The organism is Pseudohongiella sp. SYSU M77423 (genome assembly GCF_029911965.1).
Lineage (GTDB): Bacteria > Pseudomonadota > Gammaproteobacteria > Pseudomonadales > Pseudohongiellaceae > Pseudohongiella.
In genome coordinates this window covers 326,024-346,632 of sequence record NZ_JARYTH010000003.1, presented here as the reverse complement: position 1 = coordinate 346,632, position 20,609 = coordinate 326,024, and the positions used below count along the sequence as shown (strand labels likewise).

At 56.7% G+C, this 20,609-nt stretch carries 18 protein-coding genes; 1 reads left to right on the top strand and 17 read right to left on the bottom strand.

Annotation, left to right across the window (positions count from 1 at the left end; all coding sequences use genetic code 11):
- Nucleotides 1-60: 60 nt before the first annotated feature.
- The 16 genes from QGM61_RS09225 to QGM61_RS09150 all read right to left on the bottom strand — a co-directional run bounded on the left by QGM61_RS09225 (nt 61) and on the right by QGM61_RS09150 (nt 19,045).
- Complete coding sequence (locus QGM61_RS09225) at nt 61-1,785, bottom strand: potassium/proton antiporter (RefSeq protein WP_281132780.1); 1,725 nt, start codon at nt 1,783-1,785, stop codon at nt 61-63.
- Between the two features lie 120 nt (nt 1,786-1,905).
- Nucleotides 1,906-3,198, bottom strand: a complete 1,293-nt coding sequence (locus QGM61_RS09220) for an adenylosuccinate synthase (RefSeq protein ID WP_281132779.1) — start codon at nt 3,196-3,198, stop codon at nt 1,906-1,908.
- Between the two features lie 25 nt (nt 3,199-3,223).
- A complete protein-coding gene (locus tag QGM61_RS09215) occupies nt 3,224-4,435 on the bottom strand; it encodes an ATP phosphoribosyltransferase regulatory subunit (RefSeq protein WP_281132778.1) in 1,212 nt (403 codons plus the stop codon).
- A gap of 67 nt (nt 4,436-4,502) precedes the next feature.
- Complete coding sequence (hflC, locus tag QGM61_RS09210; protein WP_281132777.1) at nt 4,503-5,369, bottom strand: protease modulator HflC; 867 nt, start codon at nt 5,367-5,369, stop codon at nt 4,503-4,505.
- Nucleotides 5,370-5,375: 6 nt separating this feature from the next.
- Nucleotides 5,376-6,599, bottom strand: coding sequence for an FtsH protease activity modulator HflK (gene hflK / locus QGM61_RS09205; RefSeq protein WP_281132776.1), 1,224 nt, complete (start codon nt 6,597-6,599; stop codon nt 5,376-5,378).
- Nucleotides 6,600-6,675: 76 nt separating this feature from the next.
- Nucleotides 6,676-7,944 carry a ribosome rescue GTPase HflX gene (hflX, locus tag QGM61_RS09200; RefSeq protein WP_281132775.1) on the bottom strand — a complete coding sequence of 423 codons (1,269 nt, stop codon included), beginning with the start codon at nt 7,942-7,944 and terminating at the stop codon, nt 6,676-6,678.
- 13 nt (nt 7,945-7,957) lie between these two features.
- Nucleotides 7,958-8,230, bottom strand: coding sequence for an RNA chaperone Hfq (gene hfq / locus QGM61_RS09195; protein WP_237132063.1), 273 nt, complete (start codon nt 8,228-8,230; stop codon nt 7,958-7,960).
- A gap of 86 nt (nt 8,231-8,316) precedes the next feature.
- Nucleotides 8,317-9,297 (bottom strand): tRNA (adenosine(37)-N6)-dimethylallyltransferase MiaA, encoded by a 981-nt coding sequence (gene miaA / locus QGM61_RS09190; RefSeq protein WP_281132774.1) that lies wholly within the window; start codon nt 9,295-9,297, stop codon nt 8,317-8,319.
- A 4-nt stretch (nt 9,298-9,301) separates the two neighbouring features.
- Entirely contained in the window at nt 9,302-11,158 is a 1,857-nt protein-coding gene (gene mutL, locus QGM61_RS09185; protein WP_281132773.1) for a DNA mismatch repair endonuclease MutL, read from the bottom strand.
- Between the two features lie 14 nt (nt 11,159-11,172).
- Complete coding sequence (locus QGM61_RS09180; RefSeq protein WP_281132772.1) at nt 11,173-12,789, bottom strand: N-acetylmuramoyl-L-alanine amidase; 1,617 nt, start codon at nt 12,787-12,789, stop codon at nt 11,173-11,175.
- 26 nt (nt 12,790-12,815) lie between these two features.
- Nucleotides 12,816-13,325: a tRNA (adenosine(37)-N6)-threonylcarbamoyltransferase complex ATPase subunit type 1 TsaE gene (gene tsaE / locus QGM61_RS09175; protein ID WP_237132067.1), complete on the bottom strand. Its 510-nt coding sequence runs from the start codon at nt 13,323-13,325 to the stop codon at nt 12,816-12,818.
- Nucleotides 13,322-14,896, bottom strand: a complete 1,575-nt coding sequence (locus tag QGM61_RS09170; protein ID WP_281132771.1) for an NAD(P)H-hydrate dehydratase — start codon at nt 14,894-14,896, stop codon at nt 13,322-13,324. The genes tsaE and QGM61_RS09170 overlap by 4 nt, the downstream gene beginning before the upstream one ends.
- A 7-nt stretch (nt 14,897-14,903) precedes the next feature.
- Nucleotides 14,904-15,344 (bottom strand): MarR family winged helix-turn-helix transcriptional regulator, encoded by a 441-nt coding sequence (locus QGM61_RS09165; RefSeq protein ID WP_237132069.1) that lies wholly within the window; start codon nt 15,342-15,344, stop codon nt 14,904-14,906.
- Complete coding sequence (locus tag QGM61_RS09160; RefSeq protein WP_281132770.1) at nt 15,341-17,401, bottom strand: 2Fe-2S iron-sulfur cluster-binding protein; 2,061 nt, start codon at nt 17,399-17,401, stop codon at nt 15,341-15,343. The genes QGM61_RS09165 and QGM61_RS09160 overlap by 4 nt, the downstream gene beginning before the upstream one ends.
- Entirely contained in the window at nt 17,398-18,306 is a 909-nt protein-coding gene (locus QGM61_RS09155; protein ID WP_281132769.1) for an FAD binding domain-containing protein, read from the bottom strand. Before QGM61_RS09155 ends, QGM61_RS09160 begins: the two co-directional genes overlap by 4 nt.
- Nucleotides 18,307-18,316: 10 nt before the next feature.
- The gene (locus QGM61_RS09150) at nt 18,317-19,045 is read right to left on the bottom strand and encodes a YdiY family protein (protein ID WP_237132072.1); all 729 of its coding nucleotides are present in this window, start codon (nt 19,043-19,045) and stop codon (nt 18,317-18,319) included.
- 224 nt (nt 19,046-19,269) lie between these two features.
- Between QGM61_RS09150 and QGM61_RS09145 the strand changes: the two genes are divergently transcribed.
- Nucleotides 19,270-19,764, top strand: coding sequence for a SixA phosphatase family protein (locus QGM61_RS09145; protein ID WP_237132073.1), 495 nt, complete (start codon nt 19,270-19,272; stop codon nt 19,762-19,764).
- A 12-nt stretch (nt 19,765-19,776) separates the two neighbouring features.
- Here the strand turns inward: QGM61_RS09145 and QGM61_RS09140 are convergent, their stop codons facing one another.
- Nucleotides 19,777-20,592 (bottom strand): DUF4159 domain-containing protein, encoded by an 816-nt coding sequence (locus QGM61_RS09140; protein WP_237132074.1) that lies wholly within the window; start codon nt 20,590-20,592, stop codon nt 19,777-19,779.
- Between the last annotated feature and the right edge of the window lie 17 nt (nt 20,593-20,609).

Sequence of the window (20,609 nt, the reverse complement as noted above, 5' to 3'; positions counted from 1 at the left end):
AGTAGTCTCTATCAGGGTAGCTCAGTGTACCTGAAACGGGATCAATTGACAGGTGGCCGCTCAGCGCGCCAGCTTCATGCCAACCCGTTTAATCTGTCCTTCGTCCATTGCAGCGATGGTCCAGACAAATCCCTGCCACTCGAGCTGATCGCCCAGTACTGGCTTGCCACCCATGCGGCGGTTAAGGTACTCGCCAATCGTCTGATCGCTGATATCAGTGCCTGGATGCAGACCATAGACCGGCGCCAGATCGGCAAGTCGGGCGGCGGCGTCCAGAATGAAGTCACCGAAGAACCAGTCATCCATGCCGCGCGCAGGTGCTTCGCTGAACAGCTTGCCCAAAGCCGGGAGATCGTGTTCATGGCCAACAATACACAGAATATCGTCAGCCAGAAGTCGTGTGCTACCGGTAGGGTGCAGCAGCTCACGGCCGCGGAACAGCGCCGCAATCCGCGTGCCCTCGGGCATGCGCAATTTGCGCAGCTCTCGCCCAATGCACCACTTTTCCGCCCCAAGCCGGTAAACAAACAGCTCCCATTCACTGGTCGGGTGTATTTCCAGCCCAGAACGCGAGATCGGCTGCGGCTGTGAAGGCACCTGCACCCGTGCCAGGCGGGTGGCCATTGGAATGGAGGCGCCCTGGACGAGCAGCGATACCAGCACCACAAAGAAGGCCAGATTAAAGTACAGCTGCGACTCTGGCAGCCCTGCCATTACCGGGAACACCGCCAGAATGATGGGCACCGCACCACGCAGACCCAGCCAGGAGATATACCACCGCTCGCGCCATTTGAATCGGCTAAAAAATGCCAGGCTCAGCATCACTGCCAGGGGGCGGGCAATCAGAATCATCCAAAGTGCAAGCAGCATTCCCGGCAATGCGATTGGAAGCAGATCGCTGGGCGTCAGCAGCAGCCCCAGGATCAGGAACATGCTGATCTGGCTAAGCCAGGCAAGCCCATCCAGAACGCTCAGAATGGAAACGCGGCTGCGAAGCGGCCGGTTACCCAGGAACAGACCACACAAATAGATGGCCAGAAAGCCGCTGCCACCGGCGTAGTTGGTCAGGGCGAATAACAACAGCCCACCACTGACTGCGAGCAATGGATACAGACCGTTGGCAAGGGTTGAGCGGTTGATAAGCTTCAACAGCAGCCAGCCACCGGCGATACCGAACACGATACCAAAACCAAACTGCTGCGCCAGTTGTATGGCAAAGCTCAACACCGAGGTCTGACCTGCCTGTTGCACCTGTGCCAGCATGCCAATCAGCGTGACCGTCAGGAAGATTGCCATCGGGTCGTTACTGCCTGACTCGATTTCCAGCGTGGCCTTGACCCGCTCATTGATGTGTTTACCACCCAGCAGCGAAAAAACCGCGGCGGCGTCAGTGGACCCAACGATGGCACCGATCAGCAATCCCTGTAACAGGCTGAGCTCAAATAGCCACGCGGCCACCAGTCCAGTGAGGCTGGCAGTAATGACAACGCCGAAGGTAGCCAATGACAGTGCAGGACCCAGAGCGACTTTAAAAGTAGCCACCCGCGTGCGCATACCACCGTCAAACAGGATAACCGCCAGCGCGAGATTGCTGGCGATAAACGCCAGGGTGTAGTCATCAAACTGGATGCGGCCAATACCCTCTTCGCCCGCAAGGATACCTACGCCGAGAAAAATGACCAGGATGGGAATACCCAGCCGGGATGACAGGGCACTGACCAGCACACTGAAACCCACCAGCAGTGCGCCAATCAGAAAAAGACTGTTGATGGACAGAAAATCCATGCTTACCCCGGACTGTCTATTTAGCGTTGACTATCAGTTTAGCAGGCCAACCGCATCATGCGTGAAGTTGGCCAACGCTTATTTTGCAGACAGTCAGGGTACAGGACAATGCCGGCGGTATCAGGCGCCGAAGGGGTGTCTGAGGATGATGGTCTCATCACGATCCGGACCGGTGGAGATAATATCCACCGGCGCCTCAATCACCTCTTCAATATATTTGATGTAGGCGCGAGCATTTTCCGGCAGCTCCTCCAGAGAGCGAATGCCGACGGTGGACTCGCTCCAGCCCGGCAATTCCTTGTAGATTGGCTTGAGCTGTTCGTAGCGATCAACGGTCATCAGGCCGTTCTGAGCTTCATCCTGGCCTTCATAACCAGTGCACACTTTGATGGACTCCAGACCATCAAGCACGTCCAGCTTGGTCAGACAGATACCCGAAACGCTGTTGATGCGTATGGCCAGCTTGACGGCGGCTGCGTCAAACCAGCCACAGCGGCGATCTCGCCCTGTTGTCGCGCCTTTCTCCATGCCTACAGTTGCCAGATGTTTGCCGACATTGTCGAACAGCTCGGTCGGGAAAGGACCTGAGCCTACACGGGTTGTGTAGGCCTTGGTGATACCAAGCACGTAATCCAGATACAGCGGGCCGTAACCACTGCCAGTGGCTGTGCCACCGGCAGTTGTGTTGGAAGAAGTTACAAACGGGTAGGTGCCATGGTCAATATCCAGCAATGAGCCCTGTGCACCTTCGAACATCAGGTTATCACCGGCCTTGCGGTGAGCGTGAATCAGGTCCACGGTATCTGCCAGCATCGGCCGCACCTGCTCAGCGTAAGCCAGACACTCTGCCAGTGTCTTGTCATAGTCAACGGCGTCGACCTGATAGTACTGAGTCAGCATGAAATTATGGTACTCCATGACTTCACGCAGACGCTCCGCGAAATGCTCAGCATTAAACAGTTCGCCGATTCGAATACCGCGCCGGGCTACTTTGTCTTCATAGGCCGGGCCAATACCACGACCGGTGGTGCCGATCTTGCCGGCGCCAAGTCGCTGTTCACGCGCCTGATCCAGGGCCACATGGGATGGCAGAATGACAGGGCTGGCACCACTTATTTTGAGGCGTTCGCGCACCGGAATGCCTTGCGCTTCCAGTTGTCCGATTTCTTTGAGCAGGGCTTCCAGGCTGACTACCACGCCATTGCCGATAACACAGGTCACGTCTTCGCGCAGAATACCAGAGGGAATCAGGTGCAGAACTGTTTTCTTGCCACCAATCACCAGCGTGTGTCCGGCATTGTGTCCGCCCTGAAAGCGGGTCACCACCGCCGCCTGCTCAGTCAGCAGGTCGACAATCTTGCCCTTGCCTTCATCTCCCCATTGTGTGCCCAAAACAACAACGCTTTTACCCATGGTACTAATCTCTGTGCGATAAATTTCAAACGGTAGTGGATGTCAGTGCGACCAACTGCCAGCCACCCTGCGGCGCGGCAATTATACGATGTGTGCACTGTAATTCATGCAGTAATTCTTCCGAAACAGTTGTCTCGTCGAGCTGTGTGATGACAATCGCACCACTGTCCCTGAGTGCTTCGATCTGGGCCAGCAACGCCGGATCCACGCTTGCAGGCGCCAGAATGCGCTGGCCAGTCGCCATTTCCCTGGCGCTGAGCCGCGTCAGAATCTTCAGATCTGCGTCGAATCCCGACGCAGGGCGTGCTCGCCCGAATACCTGTCCGATATCATCGTAACGCCCGCCTCTGGCGATGGCCTTGCCATATTGGGGGGTGTAAGCCGCAAATACGATACCGGTATGGTATTCATACCCGCGTAACTCCGACAGGTCAAATCCGACTGAAATAGATGGATCGAGACGCTGGCCCAGTGCGTCGGCAATACTCACGACTTCTTCCAAAGCTTCCCGCACCTGAGGTGGAGCGTGTGCCAGCGCTTCGCGCGCCTGATCCAGCACCTCGCGACCACCACTCAGACGCGCCAGCGTGCGTAACATCTGCGCATGATTGGGATTGGCTATCTGTGCATCAACCCATTCATCAATATCATTGTAGGCCTTGCGCTGCATGGCGTCGAACAGTTCGGTCTCCAGCTCTTTGCTAAGACCGGCGGCAGCAACCAGGCTGCGGAAAATACCCACGTGCCCAAGCACAATGTGAATCGGCCCGGCATCAGCCACTTGCAGCGTGCGTGCCATTAGCGCAATCAATTCAATATCACAGGCGACACTCTGGTGACCGAACAGCTCCGCGCCAATCCGGATCGGCACGCGTGATGTGAGTAGTCCCTGCGGGCGGGTGTGCACAACACTGTCGGCATAACACAGGCGCACCGGGCCATTGCGATGCAGGTTTCTGGCATCGATACGGGCAACCTGTGGGGTGATGTCAGCACGCAGGCCCATCATTCGCCCGCTTAATTGATCCGTCAGTTTGAAGGTATGCAGATCCAGATCGTGAGAGGATCCAACCAGAAGTGAGTCCAGATATTCGATCAGTGGGGTCATGACGAACTCATAGCCCCAACTTCGGTACAGATCGAGAATTTCGCGACGCAGAGTTTCCAGTTTCTGGGCTTGCGGGGGCAATAATTCCTCTACCCCTTCCGGCAAGAGCCAGCGGTCAGCGCGTGTCATGATGTCATCCTGTGTTCAAGCATTGCCCGACGAGTCCCGGCCCGTTAATCCGGGCCGGGACAAGCAGTCATGGCGTCTGATCTTCTCTCATGTATCGGAAGTAATCGCTGTCTGGTTCCAGCAACAGCACATCCTGTTTTGAAGAGAACGTATTACGGTAGGAGTTAAGGCTGCGCGTGAAGGCGTAAAACTCCTCATCCTTGGTGAATGCTGATGAGTAAATACTGGCCGCCTGAGCATCGCCCTCACCGCGGATTCGTTCTGCGTCCCGGTATGCTTCTACCAGCAGCACTGCTTCCTGGCGGTCAGCATCAGCTTCGATGCCAATGGCCAACTCGTTACCACGAGAGCGCAGCTGCTGCGCTTCACGCTGACGCTCTGAGGTCATACGCTCGTAAACAGATGAGCGAACGTCATCAGGCAGGTCGATACGCTTTACGCGCACATCAATAACCTCAATGCCGTACTCGTCGGACGCGTAGGTATTGAGCTCCTGGGTCAGCTCCATCATCAGCGCATCACGTTGACCGGACACCACTTCCTGCAGATCACGCTCACCAAACTTGTTACGCAGACCGTCGTTCACCCGCTGCGCCAGCAGCTGGTTGGCGCGTGTCTCGTCGCCAGATGTAGCCGTGTAGAAGCGCTGCACGTCAGAAATCCGCCACATGGCATAGGAGTCCACCAGCAATGCCTTCTGCTCGAGTGTCAGGTAGCGCTGGGGAGACGAATCAACTGTCAGCACCCGTGCATCAAATTTGCGAACGGTATTCACGTAGGGAATCTTGAAATGCAGTCCCGGTGGGATATCTGCCTCAACGATGTTACCGAAACGCAGCATCACGGCACGCTCGGTTTCCTTGACCACAAAAATCGAGTTGGCACCTACCAACACGGCAACAATAACAAATGCTCCAACAAAGATATTCTTCATGTACTGTTACCTCCTAACCGGCAGGTTCTGGACTCGCGAGCGATCCGACCCTGCCTGGGCATTGAGTTCACGCGTCACCTGGTCAGCCAGATCACGCAGCTGCTGGCTGTTCAATTGCAGTCGTCCTGACTGCTGCTCGCCAGTTGCTGAATCCATGCTGCCTGACATCAGACGATCAAGAGGCAGGAACATCATGTTGTTACCGCCCTCCACATCAACCAGCACTTTGCTGGTATTCGACAGAACGTCTTCGATGGCGTCGATGTAAAGTCGCTGACGGGTTACCGATGGGGCTTGTTGATACTCGGTCAGCAATTGCTCAAAGCGGAAGGATTCACCCTCGGCCCGGGCAATCACTTCATCACGGTAGGCATTTGCCTGCTCTATGATTCGCTGCGCCTCACCGCGCGCCTCCGGAATCACCCGGTTGGCATAGGCGAGTGCCTGGTTCTGGGCACGCTGCTCATCTTCACGGGCGCGGATCACATCGTCAAACGCTGCCTGCACGGCAACCGGCGGCTGCGCGTTTTCAACGTTGACCTGAGTAACCATGATACCGGTCTGGTAATTCTCCATGTAGCTCTGGGTGCGTTCGCGAACTTCGGCAGCGACGTCTGCACGACCCTGAGTCAGAACACGGTCCATGGTGGTTCCACCTACCACGTGGCGAATCGCGGACTCGACGGCCTGGTCAAGACCGCGCTGAGGTTCACGAACCTGCACAACATACTGCACCGGATCATTTACCACATACTGCACAGACACAGACACAGTTACGATGTTCTCGTCAGTGGTCAGCATGTCGTTTGAGTAGGAACGGGTATTTACACGCGAGATGTTAACCTTGGTAACTTCGTCGATCAGCGGGGGATTCCAGCGCAGACCGGGCATCACCACTTCTTCACGCAACTCACCGAATCGGAGAACAACACCGCGCTCCGCTTCGTCGATCGTGTAGAAGCCCATTGCAGCCCAGACCACGGCTACCAGTACGATAACTCCGCCCAGCATGCCGGCAGATACGCCGGAACCACCGGAGCCTGAGGAGCCACCACCAGACCGACCACTTTTGCCGCCCAGCAGCGAGTTTACCTTTTTGCTCAGATTACGCAGCACCTCATCCAGGTCGGGCGGACCCTGATCGCCGCCACGACGACCGCCGCCACCACCACTACCACCCCCCCAGGGGTCGTTGTCGTTACCTTTGTTTCCAGGTTCGTTCCAAGCCATCGTTTACTCCATACCCAGCGAATGCCGGTCGATTTTAACGAATTATTGTCTATTAACCCAGCATTACTGCCGGTGATTAGCGCCTGTCGTCTTCCTGCAGCAGCCGTTCGAAGTCGGCACGTGGCATCTTGATCCCGAGCACAACCTGACCCTGCTCATCGACGCGTTCGGCGGTCACGGCCCCACGCGCGTAAAGCTTGGCTCGCAGCCGCCCCTGATCAGGCGCCAGCGTCAAATGCTGATTGACTATATCGTGACCCAGCATTTCGCTGATTGCTTGCAAGAGCAGATCAGCACCTTCACCAGTGCGGGCTGACATCCAGACACGCTGGGGTTGCCCCTGATCGTCACGATCGATGCGCGGTACGAATCCGTCCAGCAGGTCGATTTTGTTCAGGACCTGCACTGTGGGTATCTCATCCGCACCGATTTCTGTAAGAACTTCATGGACCTGTTCGATGTAATAATCATGATCTTCATTGGCGACATCAACGACATGAAGCAGCAGGTCCGCCTGGCTGGTCTCTTCAAGCGTCGCACGAAATGCCTCGACAAGCTTATGAGGCAAATGACTTATGAAGCCAACCGTATCGACCAGAATCGCCTCGCCGAAGGAGGGAACGTCAATGCGTCGCAGCGTCGCATCCAACGTCGCGAACAGTTGATCGGCGGCGTAAATTTCCGCTGATGTCATGCGGTTGAAGAGTGATGATTTGCCCGCGTTGGTATACCCAACGAGCGAAACAATCGGAACCTCGGCACGCTTGCGCGAGCGACGACCCTGTTCACGCTGGGCACGCACCTTCTCCAGGCTCTTGTTGATATTCTTGATGCGCTGACGAATCATGCGCTGGTCAAGTTCCAGCTGGGTTTCACCCGCACCACGCAGGTTCACGCCGCCCTTCTGGCGATCAAGGTGCGTCCAGCCACGCTTCAGCCGGGTCACCGTGTGCTGCAGCTGCGCCAGCTCGACCTGGAGTTTGCCCTCGTAGGTTCTGGCACGCTGAGCGAAGATATCCAGGATCAGGCCTGTGCGGTCAAGCACCCGGCATTTGAGCGCTTTTTCAAGATTCCGCTCCTGGCTGGGGGACAGGGCGTGATTGAACAGCACCAGTGCTGCCTCATACTCCTTGACCGCAGCGGCGATTTCTTCGAGCTTGCCCTGACCCACAAAAGTCCGCGCGTCCGGCGTTTTCCGGCTGCCTTTAATAAAGCAGACTGGATCGGCACCGGACGACCTGACCAACTCTTCAAACTCTATCGGATCTTCCTGTTCTCGCTCGGAATCCAGGTCGATATGAACAAGAACGGAGGTCTCACCTCCTTCAGGACGCTCAAAAAACAATCATGCCCTCGATTCAGGCAATATTACCTGGTGCAGACTCATCGTCATCTTGGTTCAGGTCGCTGCCCTGGGTCGGGATCTTGACCGTTCGGGCCGGGACGACCGTGGAAATTGCGTGCTTGTAGACCATCTGGTTCACGGCGTTTTTCAGCAGGATCACAAACTGATCAAAAGACTCGATCTGGCCCTGCAGCTTGATGCCACTGACCAGGTAGATGGATACGGGAATACGCTCTTTTCTGAGCACATTCAGGAAAGGGTCTTGTAAGGAATGCCCTTTTGACATTGCTATTCTCCTTAAAATTTACGCTAAAACCGTGTTAACCAGCATTTGGGATCCGTCCAGCCGAACTAAGTTCCGTCACGGCCATGTCATCTAAGCGAAGATATGGAGGCAGCCTGGATGGTTTTCAAGACCTTGTCCAAAACGTCGCTGCTTTCACTGTCAAAGTCCGTCAGATCGGCCCAGCCTCTAAGCCAGGTTACCTGCCGTTTAGCCAGTTGCCGCGTCGCAATGATACCTCTTTCCAGCATCTCATCATAGCTGAATTCGCCATCGAGATACTGCCATACCTGACGATATCCCACGCACCGGACCGAAGGCATCGTGGTGTCCAGATCACCGCGCCTGTACAACCGCTCTACCTCTGCCACCAGGCCATCGGCAACCATCTGTAAAAAGCGTCTTTCGATCTTCATGTGCAATACGCTGCGCTGTGACGGCTGGATCGACAGGAACAGTAATGGCTCAGATGTAGCCGGCGAAGCCTGTTGCTCGTGCAGCTCGGACATGGGACGACCACTGACCATAAAAACCTCCAGCGCCCGCTGCAGACGTTGGGGGTCATTGGGGTGGATCCGTTGCGCGGAATGCGGGTCGACCTCGGCCAGACGCTGATGGACCGCGGGCCAGCCCTCTGCATCAGCAATCCTGATAATCTCATCACGCACCGCCTGATCTGCCGCCGGCATGTCTGCCAGCCCATCCCGCAAGGCCTTGAAGTAGAGCATGGTGCCACCAACCAGCAATGGCACTTTGCCTTGTTGGCGGATGTCCTGCATTTCCCGGCGGGCGTCAATGCAGAACTGAGCTGCCGAATAACTCTGCGCAGGATCCAGAAAATCGATGAGCCGGTGGGGCGCCAGTGCCAGTGTCGCCGCATCTGGCTTGCCCGTGCCGATATCCATATCGCGAAATATCTGTGCCGAATCGACGTTGATAATTTCCATGGGCAGTCGTTGGACGAGCTCTATTGCCAGCGCGGTCTTTCCGGACGCGGTGGGTCCCATCAGGCAAATGGCAGGACAGTTTTCGGGCTGAAAACCTGCAAGATCAATTTTGGTGACTGGCATTGGCCTACCTGCCACGCAGGAAAAGTTTGTCCAGGTCACTCATACTCTGGTAGACCCAGGTGGGACGCCCGTGATTGCACTGTCCGCTGCGTTCGGTCTGCTCCATCTGGCGCAGCAGTGAGTTCATCTCGGGGATACTCAATTGCCGATTGGCGCGCACTGACCCATGGCAGGCCATGGTCGACAGCAACTCGTCACGATAGGCACTTATTCGTTCACTCTGGCCGTGCTCGCGAATATCAGACAACACATCGCGTACCAGCTGCTCAACATTTGCGCGGGCCAGCAGAGTCGGTACCTGGCGCACGACAATCGATTCTTCGGCAACTCTTTCCAGCTCGAAACCCAGCTCGGCCAGTGACTGTGACTGCTCCTCAGCACAATCCGCCTCGGCGCGACTGACCGCCAGAGAGACCGGCACAAGCAGCGGCTGAGCCTTGATGCCCTGCGTGTCGCAGGCGGTTTTCATGCGTTCATAGGTGATGCGTTCGTGCGCAGCATGCATATCCACAACAATCAGCCCTTCAGCATTCTGCGCCAGAATGTAGACGCCGTGCAGCTGCGCCAGGGCAAATCCGAGTGGCGGAATTTCCTTGTCTTCACCCAGGCTCTGATAGAGCGCCGCCTGGTCAGCCAAGACGCGACTGTTGCTGCTGGCCCCGCTGTAACTGGAAAAGCGCTGAGCACTGTTTTGCGACACCGGCGCAGAATCAGTATGGAGAATTTCGCCCGTGCTCTGATCAACACGCAAGCCCAGGGATGCCTGCTCAACCGGCTTCTGCCAGTTGTCAGCGCTCGACTGCCCCATGACATTATCGTCGCGATCTGACGAGCCCTGCATGTGATCGCTGGGGCGCACATCGGCCAGGGCCTTGTGTAATGAGCGGAACAGAAAGTCATGAACCAGGCGCTGGTCACGGAATCGCACCTCATGCTTGGTCGGATGAACATTGACATCGACCAGCGATGGCTGCAGCTCCAGGTATAAAACAAACGCCGGATGCCGGCCGCCAAACAGCACATCACGGTACGCCTGCTTGATAGCATGCGAGACCAGCTTGTCGCGTATCACACGGCCATTGACGTAAAAGTACTGCAGGTCTGGCTGACTGCGCGAAAACGTCGGCAAACAAACCCAACCCCACAAACGCAGACCGGATGCTTCCATCTCGATAAAAACAGCATGCTCCAGAAATGCAGGCCCACAGACCAGGCCAATGCGTCGCTGTTTCTCCTGAATAGTCTGCGCGGGCTGCAGTTGATGCACCGTGCGCTGGTTGTGACGCAGGGTCACTCCGACATCAAAACGGCTCAGCGCAATACGTTTGACAACCTCATCAATCCGGCCGAACTCGGTATTTTCAGTCCGCAGAAATTTTTTGCGCGCCGGTGTATTAAAAAACAGATCACGAACTTCAACGCTAGTACCTTGCGGGTGTGGCGCCGGGCTTAGCGTGGCAGTCATTTCCTGTCCTGCTGCTTCGACCTGCCAGCCACCCTCTTCCTGGGCGTGCTCAGACCTGGAGACCAGCATCAGTCGTGAAACCGAGCTGATACTGGCCAGAGCCTCACCACGAAAGCCCAGGCTTTCTATGTTCTCCAGATCGTCCAGCTCGACAATCTTGCTGGTAGCGTGACGGCTCAGCGCCAGCGTCAGGTCGTCGCGGGGAATGCCCGTCCCGTTGTCGCGAATCCGGATCAGCTTGCTGCCGCCCTGCTCGACCTCAACATCTACACGGCTGGCCCCTGCATCGAGACTGTTCTCCATCAGTTCCTTGACGACCGAGGCTGGGCGCTCGACGACCTCGCCGGCCGCAATCTGGTTGGCCAGACGTTGGCTGAGCAGTGCAATGCGTTTCATGGGTAAACCTGTTGTTACGATGCCGGGATGATCAGGATCTGACCGACCCGAATTGTATCACCCCTGAGCTGATTGGCCTCGCGCAATCGCGACAGACTGACCTGATATCGGTCGGCAATACCGGAGAGCGTCTCACCCCGGCTGATGGTGTGTTCGTAAACGGTCGGTGGCGCAGACAGCGCGATTGTCTGCGGCCCGCCGCCCGGAATCAGCAGGCGTTGACCAACATGAATAGTGTCGCCACTCAGGCTGTTGGCGGCACGCAGTTGGGCCAGACCGATATTGTGGCGCTGCGCAATCATGGAGAGACTGTCGCCACGGACCACAACATACTGCCGATCCGGCCCCTGATTATTGGCCTTTTGCCATGCCAGTAGCGAGCCTTCCGGCGGGCGTTCGTAAAAATAGTTCATGACACCCTGGACGATGGCGTCGGCCAGACGCTGCTGGTAAGCAGGCGAGGTGAGTTTTCGAGCCTCGCTCGGATTGGAAAGATAGCCGGTTTCGATCAGCAGTGACGGGATGTCTGGCGAGCGCAGCACCCAAAGATTGCCCTGCTGGGGCTTGTCGCGACGCAGGGTGGCGACCTGACCCAGAGAATTTAAGATGTAGGAGCCGGCCGCCATGCTTTGCTCAATACTCCAGGACATGGAGATATCCAGCAGCGTCAATGCCAGATCATCCTCAAAGTCGCGCAGACTGGTGTCACCGGCGCTGCCACCCAGCAATGCGGCAGAGTTTTCTTTCTCGGTGACCCGACGGATATTTTCGTCTTCGGCGGTGGTTTGCGACAGCGCGTAGACCGTTATGCCCTCAGCTCGGGAGGTGCTGTAGGAATCTGCATGGATGGACAGGAATATGTCGGCCCGATTGTCACGTGCCAGCATCGGGCGCTCCTGCAGCTGCACATGGAAATCTGCATTGCGAATCATTACCGGCTGGTAGCCCGGCAGTGAGCGCAGGCGATCACTGATTGCCTGCGAAATTGCCAGCGCCACGTCTTTCTCGCGGATTCGCCCATCATAGCCGATGGCACCGGGATCGCGGCCACCGTGTCCGGCGTCAATCGCCACGACGATATCCCGGAGGCTCACCGTGTTCTGCTCAACGGCTGCTGGCGTGCTGACCATCTGTGCGGGCGGCGGCACTTCGCGATCAAGCCCGTAAAGATCGATCACCAGCCGGTCGCCAGCCTCAACATCAGGCGGCAGCAAGTAGCTGCTCGGGTTAACCGCTTCGGCCATATCCAGCACGATTCTGGTGTCGGTCTGGTTGCGCGCAGCGCTGCGGATATTGCGCACCGGCACATCAGTCAGGGGAACGCGACCCGTATCGACTCGCAATTGGGAGCGTTCGATGTCGATCACGACACGATGCGGGTTATCAAGTACAAACACTGAGTACTGGGCTGGTTCACTCAGGTCCAGCACGACCCGTGTGTAGTCAGGTGACTGCCAGACGCGCAGATCGTCAATATCAGCGGCCAATACCGAGCCGCTCATCAGAGCCGACAGAAGCAGTAAAACCAGGCGGGACGCTGCAGATTTTCGGTCAGCATGATTCGAACGACAGAAGACATGGCCTCTGACGTTTCTGACATGACACTGGAAAACTGCTGCCTGCGATCGCATCGACCGTAACCCTGCTCATAGCTGCTTCAGCGAGCGGGGCTATGCGGCCACACGACTCGCTCCATAATTTCTCGACCTGCCTGCGTCGTTGCACGACACTGAATCTGCCGTCCGCGCTGTTTCACTCCCGGACCACTGGACAAGGTCAACTCGATGTCCGGCAGCGGCAAAAATCCTTTGCCTTTCTCAGCCCATTCGATCACGCAGACCGCGGGCGGCTGGAAGTAGTCGTCAACGCCCAGGAATTCTACCTCTTCAGGATCTGATAGTCTATACAGATCAAAGTGATAGAGGGGAAACTGAAAATCTTCGTAAGGTTCTACCAGCGTGTAGGTCGGACTTTTCACTGCGCCCTGATGCCCGAGGGCCCTGATCAGTCCGCGACTGAGTGTCGTCTTACCCATACCGAGATCACCGTGCAGGTAGACAACAGCGCCATGTCCGGCAGCAGCACTTACACTTATCGCATTGGCCAACACAGCACCAAACTTCTCGGTCTGGCCTTCTGTTTCAAGATAGTAACTACTCACATTCATACCAGGCTATCCTGCATTTTATTGAGCAGCTTGCGGAAAGTGGCGGGCAGGTCGCTGGCCAGGAGGCCGCGCTCGCCGAATTGCGCCGCCAGCAAATCTGCTGCCTTTGCGTGCAGACACACCGCCAGCCGGGCGGCGTCGGCAGAGGGCAGTCCCTGAGCCAGCAGCGCCACCATAAACCCTGACAGCACGTCGCCCATGCCGCCTGATGCCATGCCCGGATTACCATGCATGCATACATCAATCACATCCGAATCGGGGAAAGCCAGAAGAGATCCCGCTCCTTTCAACAGACAGACCGTACCCGCCAAAGACTGCAACTTGCGAACCGCGGCGAAACGATCAGACTGGATTTCCGCCACGCTACAGCCCAGTAGCCTGGCGGCCTCGCCAGGATGAGGCGTGATGACCCAGCGCGCTCGCGCCTCAGCCGGCGCCAGATCACCCCAGGCCAGTTTTTGCATAGCCAGCAGATTCAGCGCATCAGCATCCAGAACCAGCGGTGCGCCAGCGTCAGCCACCCAATCCAGAATTTCGCGCAATACATTGATTGACCAATCACTTTTTCCGAGCCCGGGGCCAATTGCCAGTGCGCTGGCCTGAGTGAGCAGTGATCGCAACGCTGCGCCCTGCAGGACATGCCAGTCATCCACTGGCTGAACCATTACCTCGGGCTGGCGTACCAGCATCGCTGTTCGATGCTGGCTTCGCGTCAGCAGGGTTACTGTGCCGGCTCCCCCCCGGACTGCAGCGCCCGCCGTCAGGAGCGCAGCACCACCAAAACCGTCATCGCCTCCGACTACCACCGCACGGCCAGCCGCACCTTTGTGGGCGCTCTTTGCGCGGGGTTGCAATGCCTCAAGAGCATCATCAGCGAAAATGGCGCGCGCGACTGGTGGCCAGCTCGCTGTCATGTTACCCAGACGTTCAGGCAGGCCAAGATTGTCGAAGCAATGCCTTCCGCAGTAGTCGACAGCATCCCCGGTATACAGCCCCTGAGTCCGGGCGATGAAACTGATGGTCGCGCTGGCGCGAACTGCCACGTCCTTGACCGACCCTGAATTGGCATTGACGCCGGTGGGCTGATCGATGGCCAGCACAGGAAGATCCAGTGAATTGACACGTTCAGTGGCAGCCAGGAAGTCACCCGTCAGGCCAGCGCGCGCCCCATTGCCAAGCATGGCATCGACAATCACCACTGACGCCGACTCGGAGCGGCAATAATTATAAAAATCATCATTTTGCCAGGGCTTAATGGCGACTTCAGACTGCCTTGCCAGTTGCCACGCCTGAGCAGCAGCACCCTTCAACCTGGAACTGTCGACCATCAGGAACGCTGTCACGTCCAGCCCCTGTTCACGGGCAAGTGAGGCCATCACAAGGCCGTCACCACCGTTATTGCCTGGACCGCACAACACGGCAATCCGCTCGGCATCGGGCCACAGTTTCTGCATCTGTCGCCATGCTGAGGCGGCGGCCTGACACATCAGATCAAACGCATCAATGCCAGAGGCGATGGCTCTGGCATCCATATCCCGAATCTGGTCGGTACTGTAGAGCAGCTCCGCCATGAATGGCCTACTCCATCCGGTTGATCAGTCGCTGAATCAGACGCAGACTGGTTTCCAGCTCTGCTGTTGGAACGTCATCCGTTAACCCAATGGCCCAAGGGTCCTGAAGTGACCGCAAGGCGCTATAGACCTCCTGCCCGTGTTCGGTCAGCTGTACCAGTGCCGAGCGTTTGTGGCGCGGATTTTCAACATAGGCAAGCAGGTCATCAGCCGCCATGACGTCAGTGATTCGCTGCACTGCCTGACGCGATTGGCCAAGCGACCTGGCGATGGAAGGAACCGTGACACCAGAGTTCGACAACGCCACGATACCAATAACCTTCCAGCGGGCGCTTGTCAGACCAACCCGCTCGGCCATTCGGTCACCATCAGCAAGCAATAGTCCGTTAAGCCGGAAAACGGCGCGCACCAGATCCAGAAAGAGTTTACGTTTGGGGGAATGCATCATCGTCGCCGCAGCGCTGCTCGTTTTAATGCCTTGTGTATAGAGGCAGGGTTGATGGGGAACTCGCGCAGATTGCCACCCACAGCGTTGGCTACCGCATTCGCGATCGCTGCTGCCGCAACAGCCGTGGCAACACCCAATGCACTTTGTGTACTGGCACCAGGCTCTGCTTGTTCTGTGTTTTCACTGCTGGCAAGCCACACGGCCTCGACTGCGGGCAAATCCAGCACAGCCGGCATACGATAATGCATGACGTCAATATCGTGCAAACTTCCATTTTCGTCGAACATGACCGCTTCGTTCACTATCTGACGAAATGCCTCGGCCAGCGCCTGCTGAAAAAGATTGTCATCCCCACCGGCTTTTGCATCGGCAGCGCCCACGAACACAGTATATCGCGTGACCCTGACCTGCCCGGACAGGGCATCCAGCTCGATGTCACACACATGCGTGCAGCCCATGGCGTGAGCGATACCCCGCCCACCTGTTGCAGCCACTGGCTGCCGATATTGTTCGTGCTCACTTGCTGCCATCAGCGAGTCGCGCTGCCTGGCATTTTGCAGACGCAAGGCCAGAGGGTCGATCCGCAGCTTGCGTGACAATGCATCCATCGCGGTTTCGGTAACAAGCAGTGCGGCCATAGCTGCTGCTTCCAGATGCAGGTTCTGCGGCGGCGTATTGGCAATAACGTCGTAGGCGATCAGGTTCTGATTCGGCAATTGATAACTGGCAAACGCGAGTGCGCATATTTCAGCTGCCAGGGGTGCCGCCGCTGCCCCCGATTGACAGCAAAACACGGCTTCCGCAACCTTCAGAGTGCCATCATTGAGCGCACCCAGACGAAAGCTGGCAAAAACGGCCGGCGTCAATGAGAGCACCGATGCAGGATGTGACTTGATGCAGACAGGCTGTCCTGTCTGCAGGCGCAACAGCTCGGCCAAAGGCAATACCTGCCTGGACAGCGAACGGGCTGGGGGCGAACTATCGTCGTCGCAGCCGACCCGGTCCTCCCCAGTTTCATTCAAGGCAATGCTGACAGCTGGCTCAAAACCACCAGTCAGCACCGGCAGGCACTCGATTTCATCACCCAGCATGACCTCAGCAAGGGCAAAGGCCTTGTCGGGCTGGCCCTTTCGGGAAGTATGGCGCCGGGCAATATTTGATGGTTGCGCAGGCGCCGGATCAACACCTTGTGTGAACAGTGTCTCATCAAGTAGCGGCGCATCTGGCTCCATGGCCGCACGTACAGAGGTAACAGAGGGTAAAAGCGCATATTCTATATCGATCGCAGCAAGAGCGCGTTTTGCGGTTTCAGCATCCTGCGCGGCCACAATGGCAACCGGCTGCCCCTGATACCGGACCTTGTCCCGCGCCAGCAAATTCCCACACAGTTCTGGGTTATCCTTTGCACTGAGAACCGCTGCAACACCATCCATCTGTGCCGCACAACTCAGGTCCACTCGCAAGATTCGGGCATGTGCGAACGGACTTCGCAGGATTGCCCCCTGCAGGGCAGCCTCGGGCCGCAGCTCCACCTGGCACACTGCTGCCCCCTTTACTCGTGCCAGCGCCGCACGACTGCAACCACCTGGCTCGGTCGATGTCTTTACGGCTTGCGACAAGGCACTGACGATCTGCGGATAGCGCGAACAGGCGCACAGATTGCCCGATAGCGCTTCAGCGACCGCTGAACTGTCCGGCTGTGGATCTTTTTTGAACAGGGCCGCTGCCGCCATCAACATACCGGGGCCGCAGGCTCCACAGCTTAACGCCTGATGTTCAGCCAGCGCCTTCTGCAGTGGGTGGAGCCTGGTATCAGAGCCCAGACCTTCAACTGTGGTGAGATGCTTTCCCTGTACTTCTGCAGCCAGGACCAGGCAGGCACATACCGGATCGCCTTCCAGCAAAACGGTGCAGGCGCCGCAGGAACCACTCTCACAGCCGATTTTAGTGCCAGTCATTCCCAGCACCTTGTGCAGCACCGACAGCAGTGTCTGTCCCGGCTGACAGTCCAGCGTTACCGACTGCTGATTGATCACACATGACACATGCATGCTCATCCGGAATCTCCAGAACGACTGATGACAGATCTCTGCCAGGCGGTTCGCGCTGCACTGATGGCCAGTTCTGACGCCACATGGGCCTTATGATCAGCAGTCTGCATGGAATCAGTGCCACCGCGACAGGCGCCGGCGACCTGTCTCCGAAAACGAGCCAGCACATCGGCTTCAAGCCGATTGCCGATTAACATACTGGCCGCACGTTCAGCCGATGCCGGCACCAAAGTCACTGCGGCCAAAGCGACACGGCAACTGTCAATACGGTCGTCTTTCAGGGTGAGGGCGACTGCGACACCAGCATAAGTTTTACCCAGACTGGAACGTGAAGCTACTCTGGCGTAAGCATCTGCAGTACCTGCGCGAGGTGCTGGCAACTCAATACTGACCAGCAGTTCATCCGTCCGCAGGCAGGTTCGACCCGGTGACAAAATCAATTCGGAAACAGGAATGAGTCGCTCACCGCTGACACTGACAACCCGGCAGCACGCGTCAATTGCCATCAAAGCAGCAGCAGCGTCCGCTGTCGAGGCGGCCTGACAAAGCTTACCGCCTATTGTCGCACGGGATCGAATCTGAGCAGGTCCTGTCGCAGCCAGCGCTTCGGCAAGACCTTGCCAGCTTTTCTGAATGGCCGGGTGACTCAAAGCCTCCTGACAGGTGACTGCAGCACCCAAAATAAGGGCACCGTCAGCCAGAACCGTAACTGATCTCAGTTCGGCAAGGCGTTTGATATCGATCAGAACCGGTGCAGAGCCTGATTGTTTGTCGCCACCGGCAAGTGCTGTAGATGTATCATTCAGGGCGGGCAGGACACTTGTGCCTCCCGCCAGAACCCTGGCACTGCCCCTGTGTTGATGCAGACTGCGCAAAGCTTCAACAATAGATGTGGGCGCCAGGTATTCCATTATGCGCCAATCAGAATCGCAGCAGCAGGGTCACGGAAGCTTCAGTGTCTGTCTTCTCACGGGTCACCGGTACTTCCGTCTGATGCTTTACATTGATCGCAAATTTCATCGACAGATTTGACAGTATGTCTGACTCCAGGGCGGTCTCAGATCGTGCAATGGTGGTGCGCTCACCAACATCGGCACTCAGCGTCTGCAGGAAGCGCGCATTGTCAGACAGGTCCCAGCTATAATCTGCAGACAGTCGGATAATGGCTTCTTCAAAGTCACCTTCGTCACTGTCGGAACCTCTGGAAACACGCATACCAGCACCTACTGTGTAGCTGAGTGTCATGTCTTCGAGATCGCGGAATACAACCTGACCATAACTCACCGATACATCAGACTGGCTGTCGTAGCCACTGAACTTGTCAGTCTCATGAGCCACCCTGGTCATGACAAAATTATCAGGATCGAAGTTGTAGGTGGCGCTACCAACCGTATAGAGTCGCTGCGCAGCCAGCTCGTCATCTTTCGATGAGCGGAAACCATCCAGCGTAAGCCGATAGGACCACTGTTCACGAATGGCATCAAATGCAGCCCGAAACCGCAGACTTTCATTGTCCGTGTTACCTGAGGTGTAGACAGCACCAAGTTCCAACTCGCTGGCCAGGTCCCAGGTCTGGGCCTGCAGGGGCAGCGCAAACAGCGCCAGGGTCAACAGTGCCACTCGCACGCTGTTGCGGTAAATTCCAGGCATAACTTCATCCTCTTGATTGTTCAGGTCTGGCCTCATTAGCGTTGGTCCGATTCAAGTCCGGGAACTGTCATAATCGAACGATGTTGTTGCGAGACCGCGTCAGGTCGATGATTCTGAGCAATTAGGCCGATATTGTCCAGCCAGCAAACCGACTGATTCATGGTGTTTTTTGCGCGAGTTTATGGATACAATGCCAGAAATTAAGATGGCTGGAGTTCATCTGTATGAAAACGCTGATTCTGGTGCGTCATGCCAAGTCCAGTTGGAATGATCAGACACAACGCGACATCGACAGGCCATTAAACGAGCGTGGTCGCCATGATGCTCCCATGATGGCTGACAGAATGCTGGCCCGCGGCACGCAACCGCAGCGAATCATCTGCAGCCCCGCACTGCGAACCGTTTCGACCGCAGAAATTTTTGCCACTCACCTGTCCATTCCCAACGAACTGATCCACATGGAGCGCCAGATCTATCTGGCCAGCAGCGGCCACCTGCTGCACCTGCTGCAACATCAGGATGAAAATATAGACGTCATCATGCTGGTCGGCCACAACCCGGCACTGACAGATCTGTTCAACGATCTGTGCGAATCAGCGCGACTGGACAATATGCCAACCTGTTGCGTGGCAGAATTAACGTTTGAGGTGGACAGCTGGGCGCGCCTGGAGTTTGGCAAAGCGCAGCTCAAGCAGATTGATTATCCCAAAAAAGTCTAGTCACGCCGCTGCTCAGTGCGTCATAGAATAGATCAGAAAATTGACACCGAGCTGATACGCTGTATTTGCATGCCGCGTTGGATAATTCGGGTGGTAGGTGTGCTCCCAGCCATCACCCATATCGCTGTTAAAATTGATTAACACCATTACGCGCCCCATATCATCGAGTATGGCGTGCGTTGTCGCGACACTGGCATCCCGCTCGGGAATATTCTCCGGGTTGCCCAGCGCCGGTATCATCTGCGGCCCATTGGTATCGTAGTAGATACGGAAAATCTCATGGTCCGGCGGCAGCTGAACAATGTCACGTTCAGGAAAAACCATTTGAAACGAGTTTTCGAATGCCTGCCATTCGCGCGTACCCCAGAAGTCATCGATCAGCAGGAAACCACCTCGCAGCAGGTACTCCCGCAGGTTCTGCAACTCGGGCGGAGAAAAGTATGGGCCACCATTGCGCCCGACTTCGAGCATGTACAGGAATGGATACTCGAAGATCTCGTCATCGTCCAGTCGCAGGACGATAGGTTCGGACATTACCCTGATATTGCTAAGCCGTGAGACGCCTCTCAGAAAGTTGCGGTCGGCTGCCGGAAAGTCGACAGACCAGGGACCATATCCGAACCCCCCCCGGTAATATGAGTCGTATTGCACTCTGACAAACGCGAATTCGCCGGCGAGGTCGGGCGCATCTTCAGGCAGCTGCGACTGGCCCGGCGAACGCTCGGGCGGTGGCGCCAGAAGTGGCTGGGCATCAAGGAAAGGTGAGAGCAGCATGCCCAGCAAAGACAACACGGCCACCCACTTAACACTGTATTTTCGAATGGACATTTATCAGCTCAATTGCC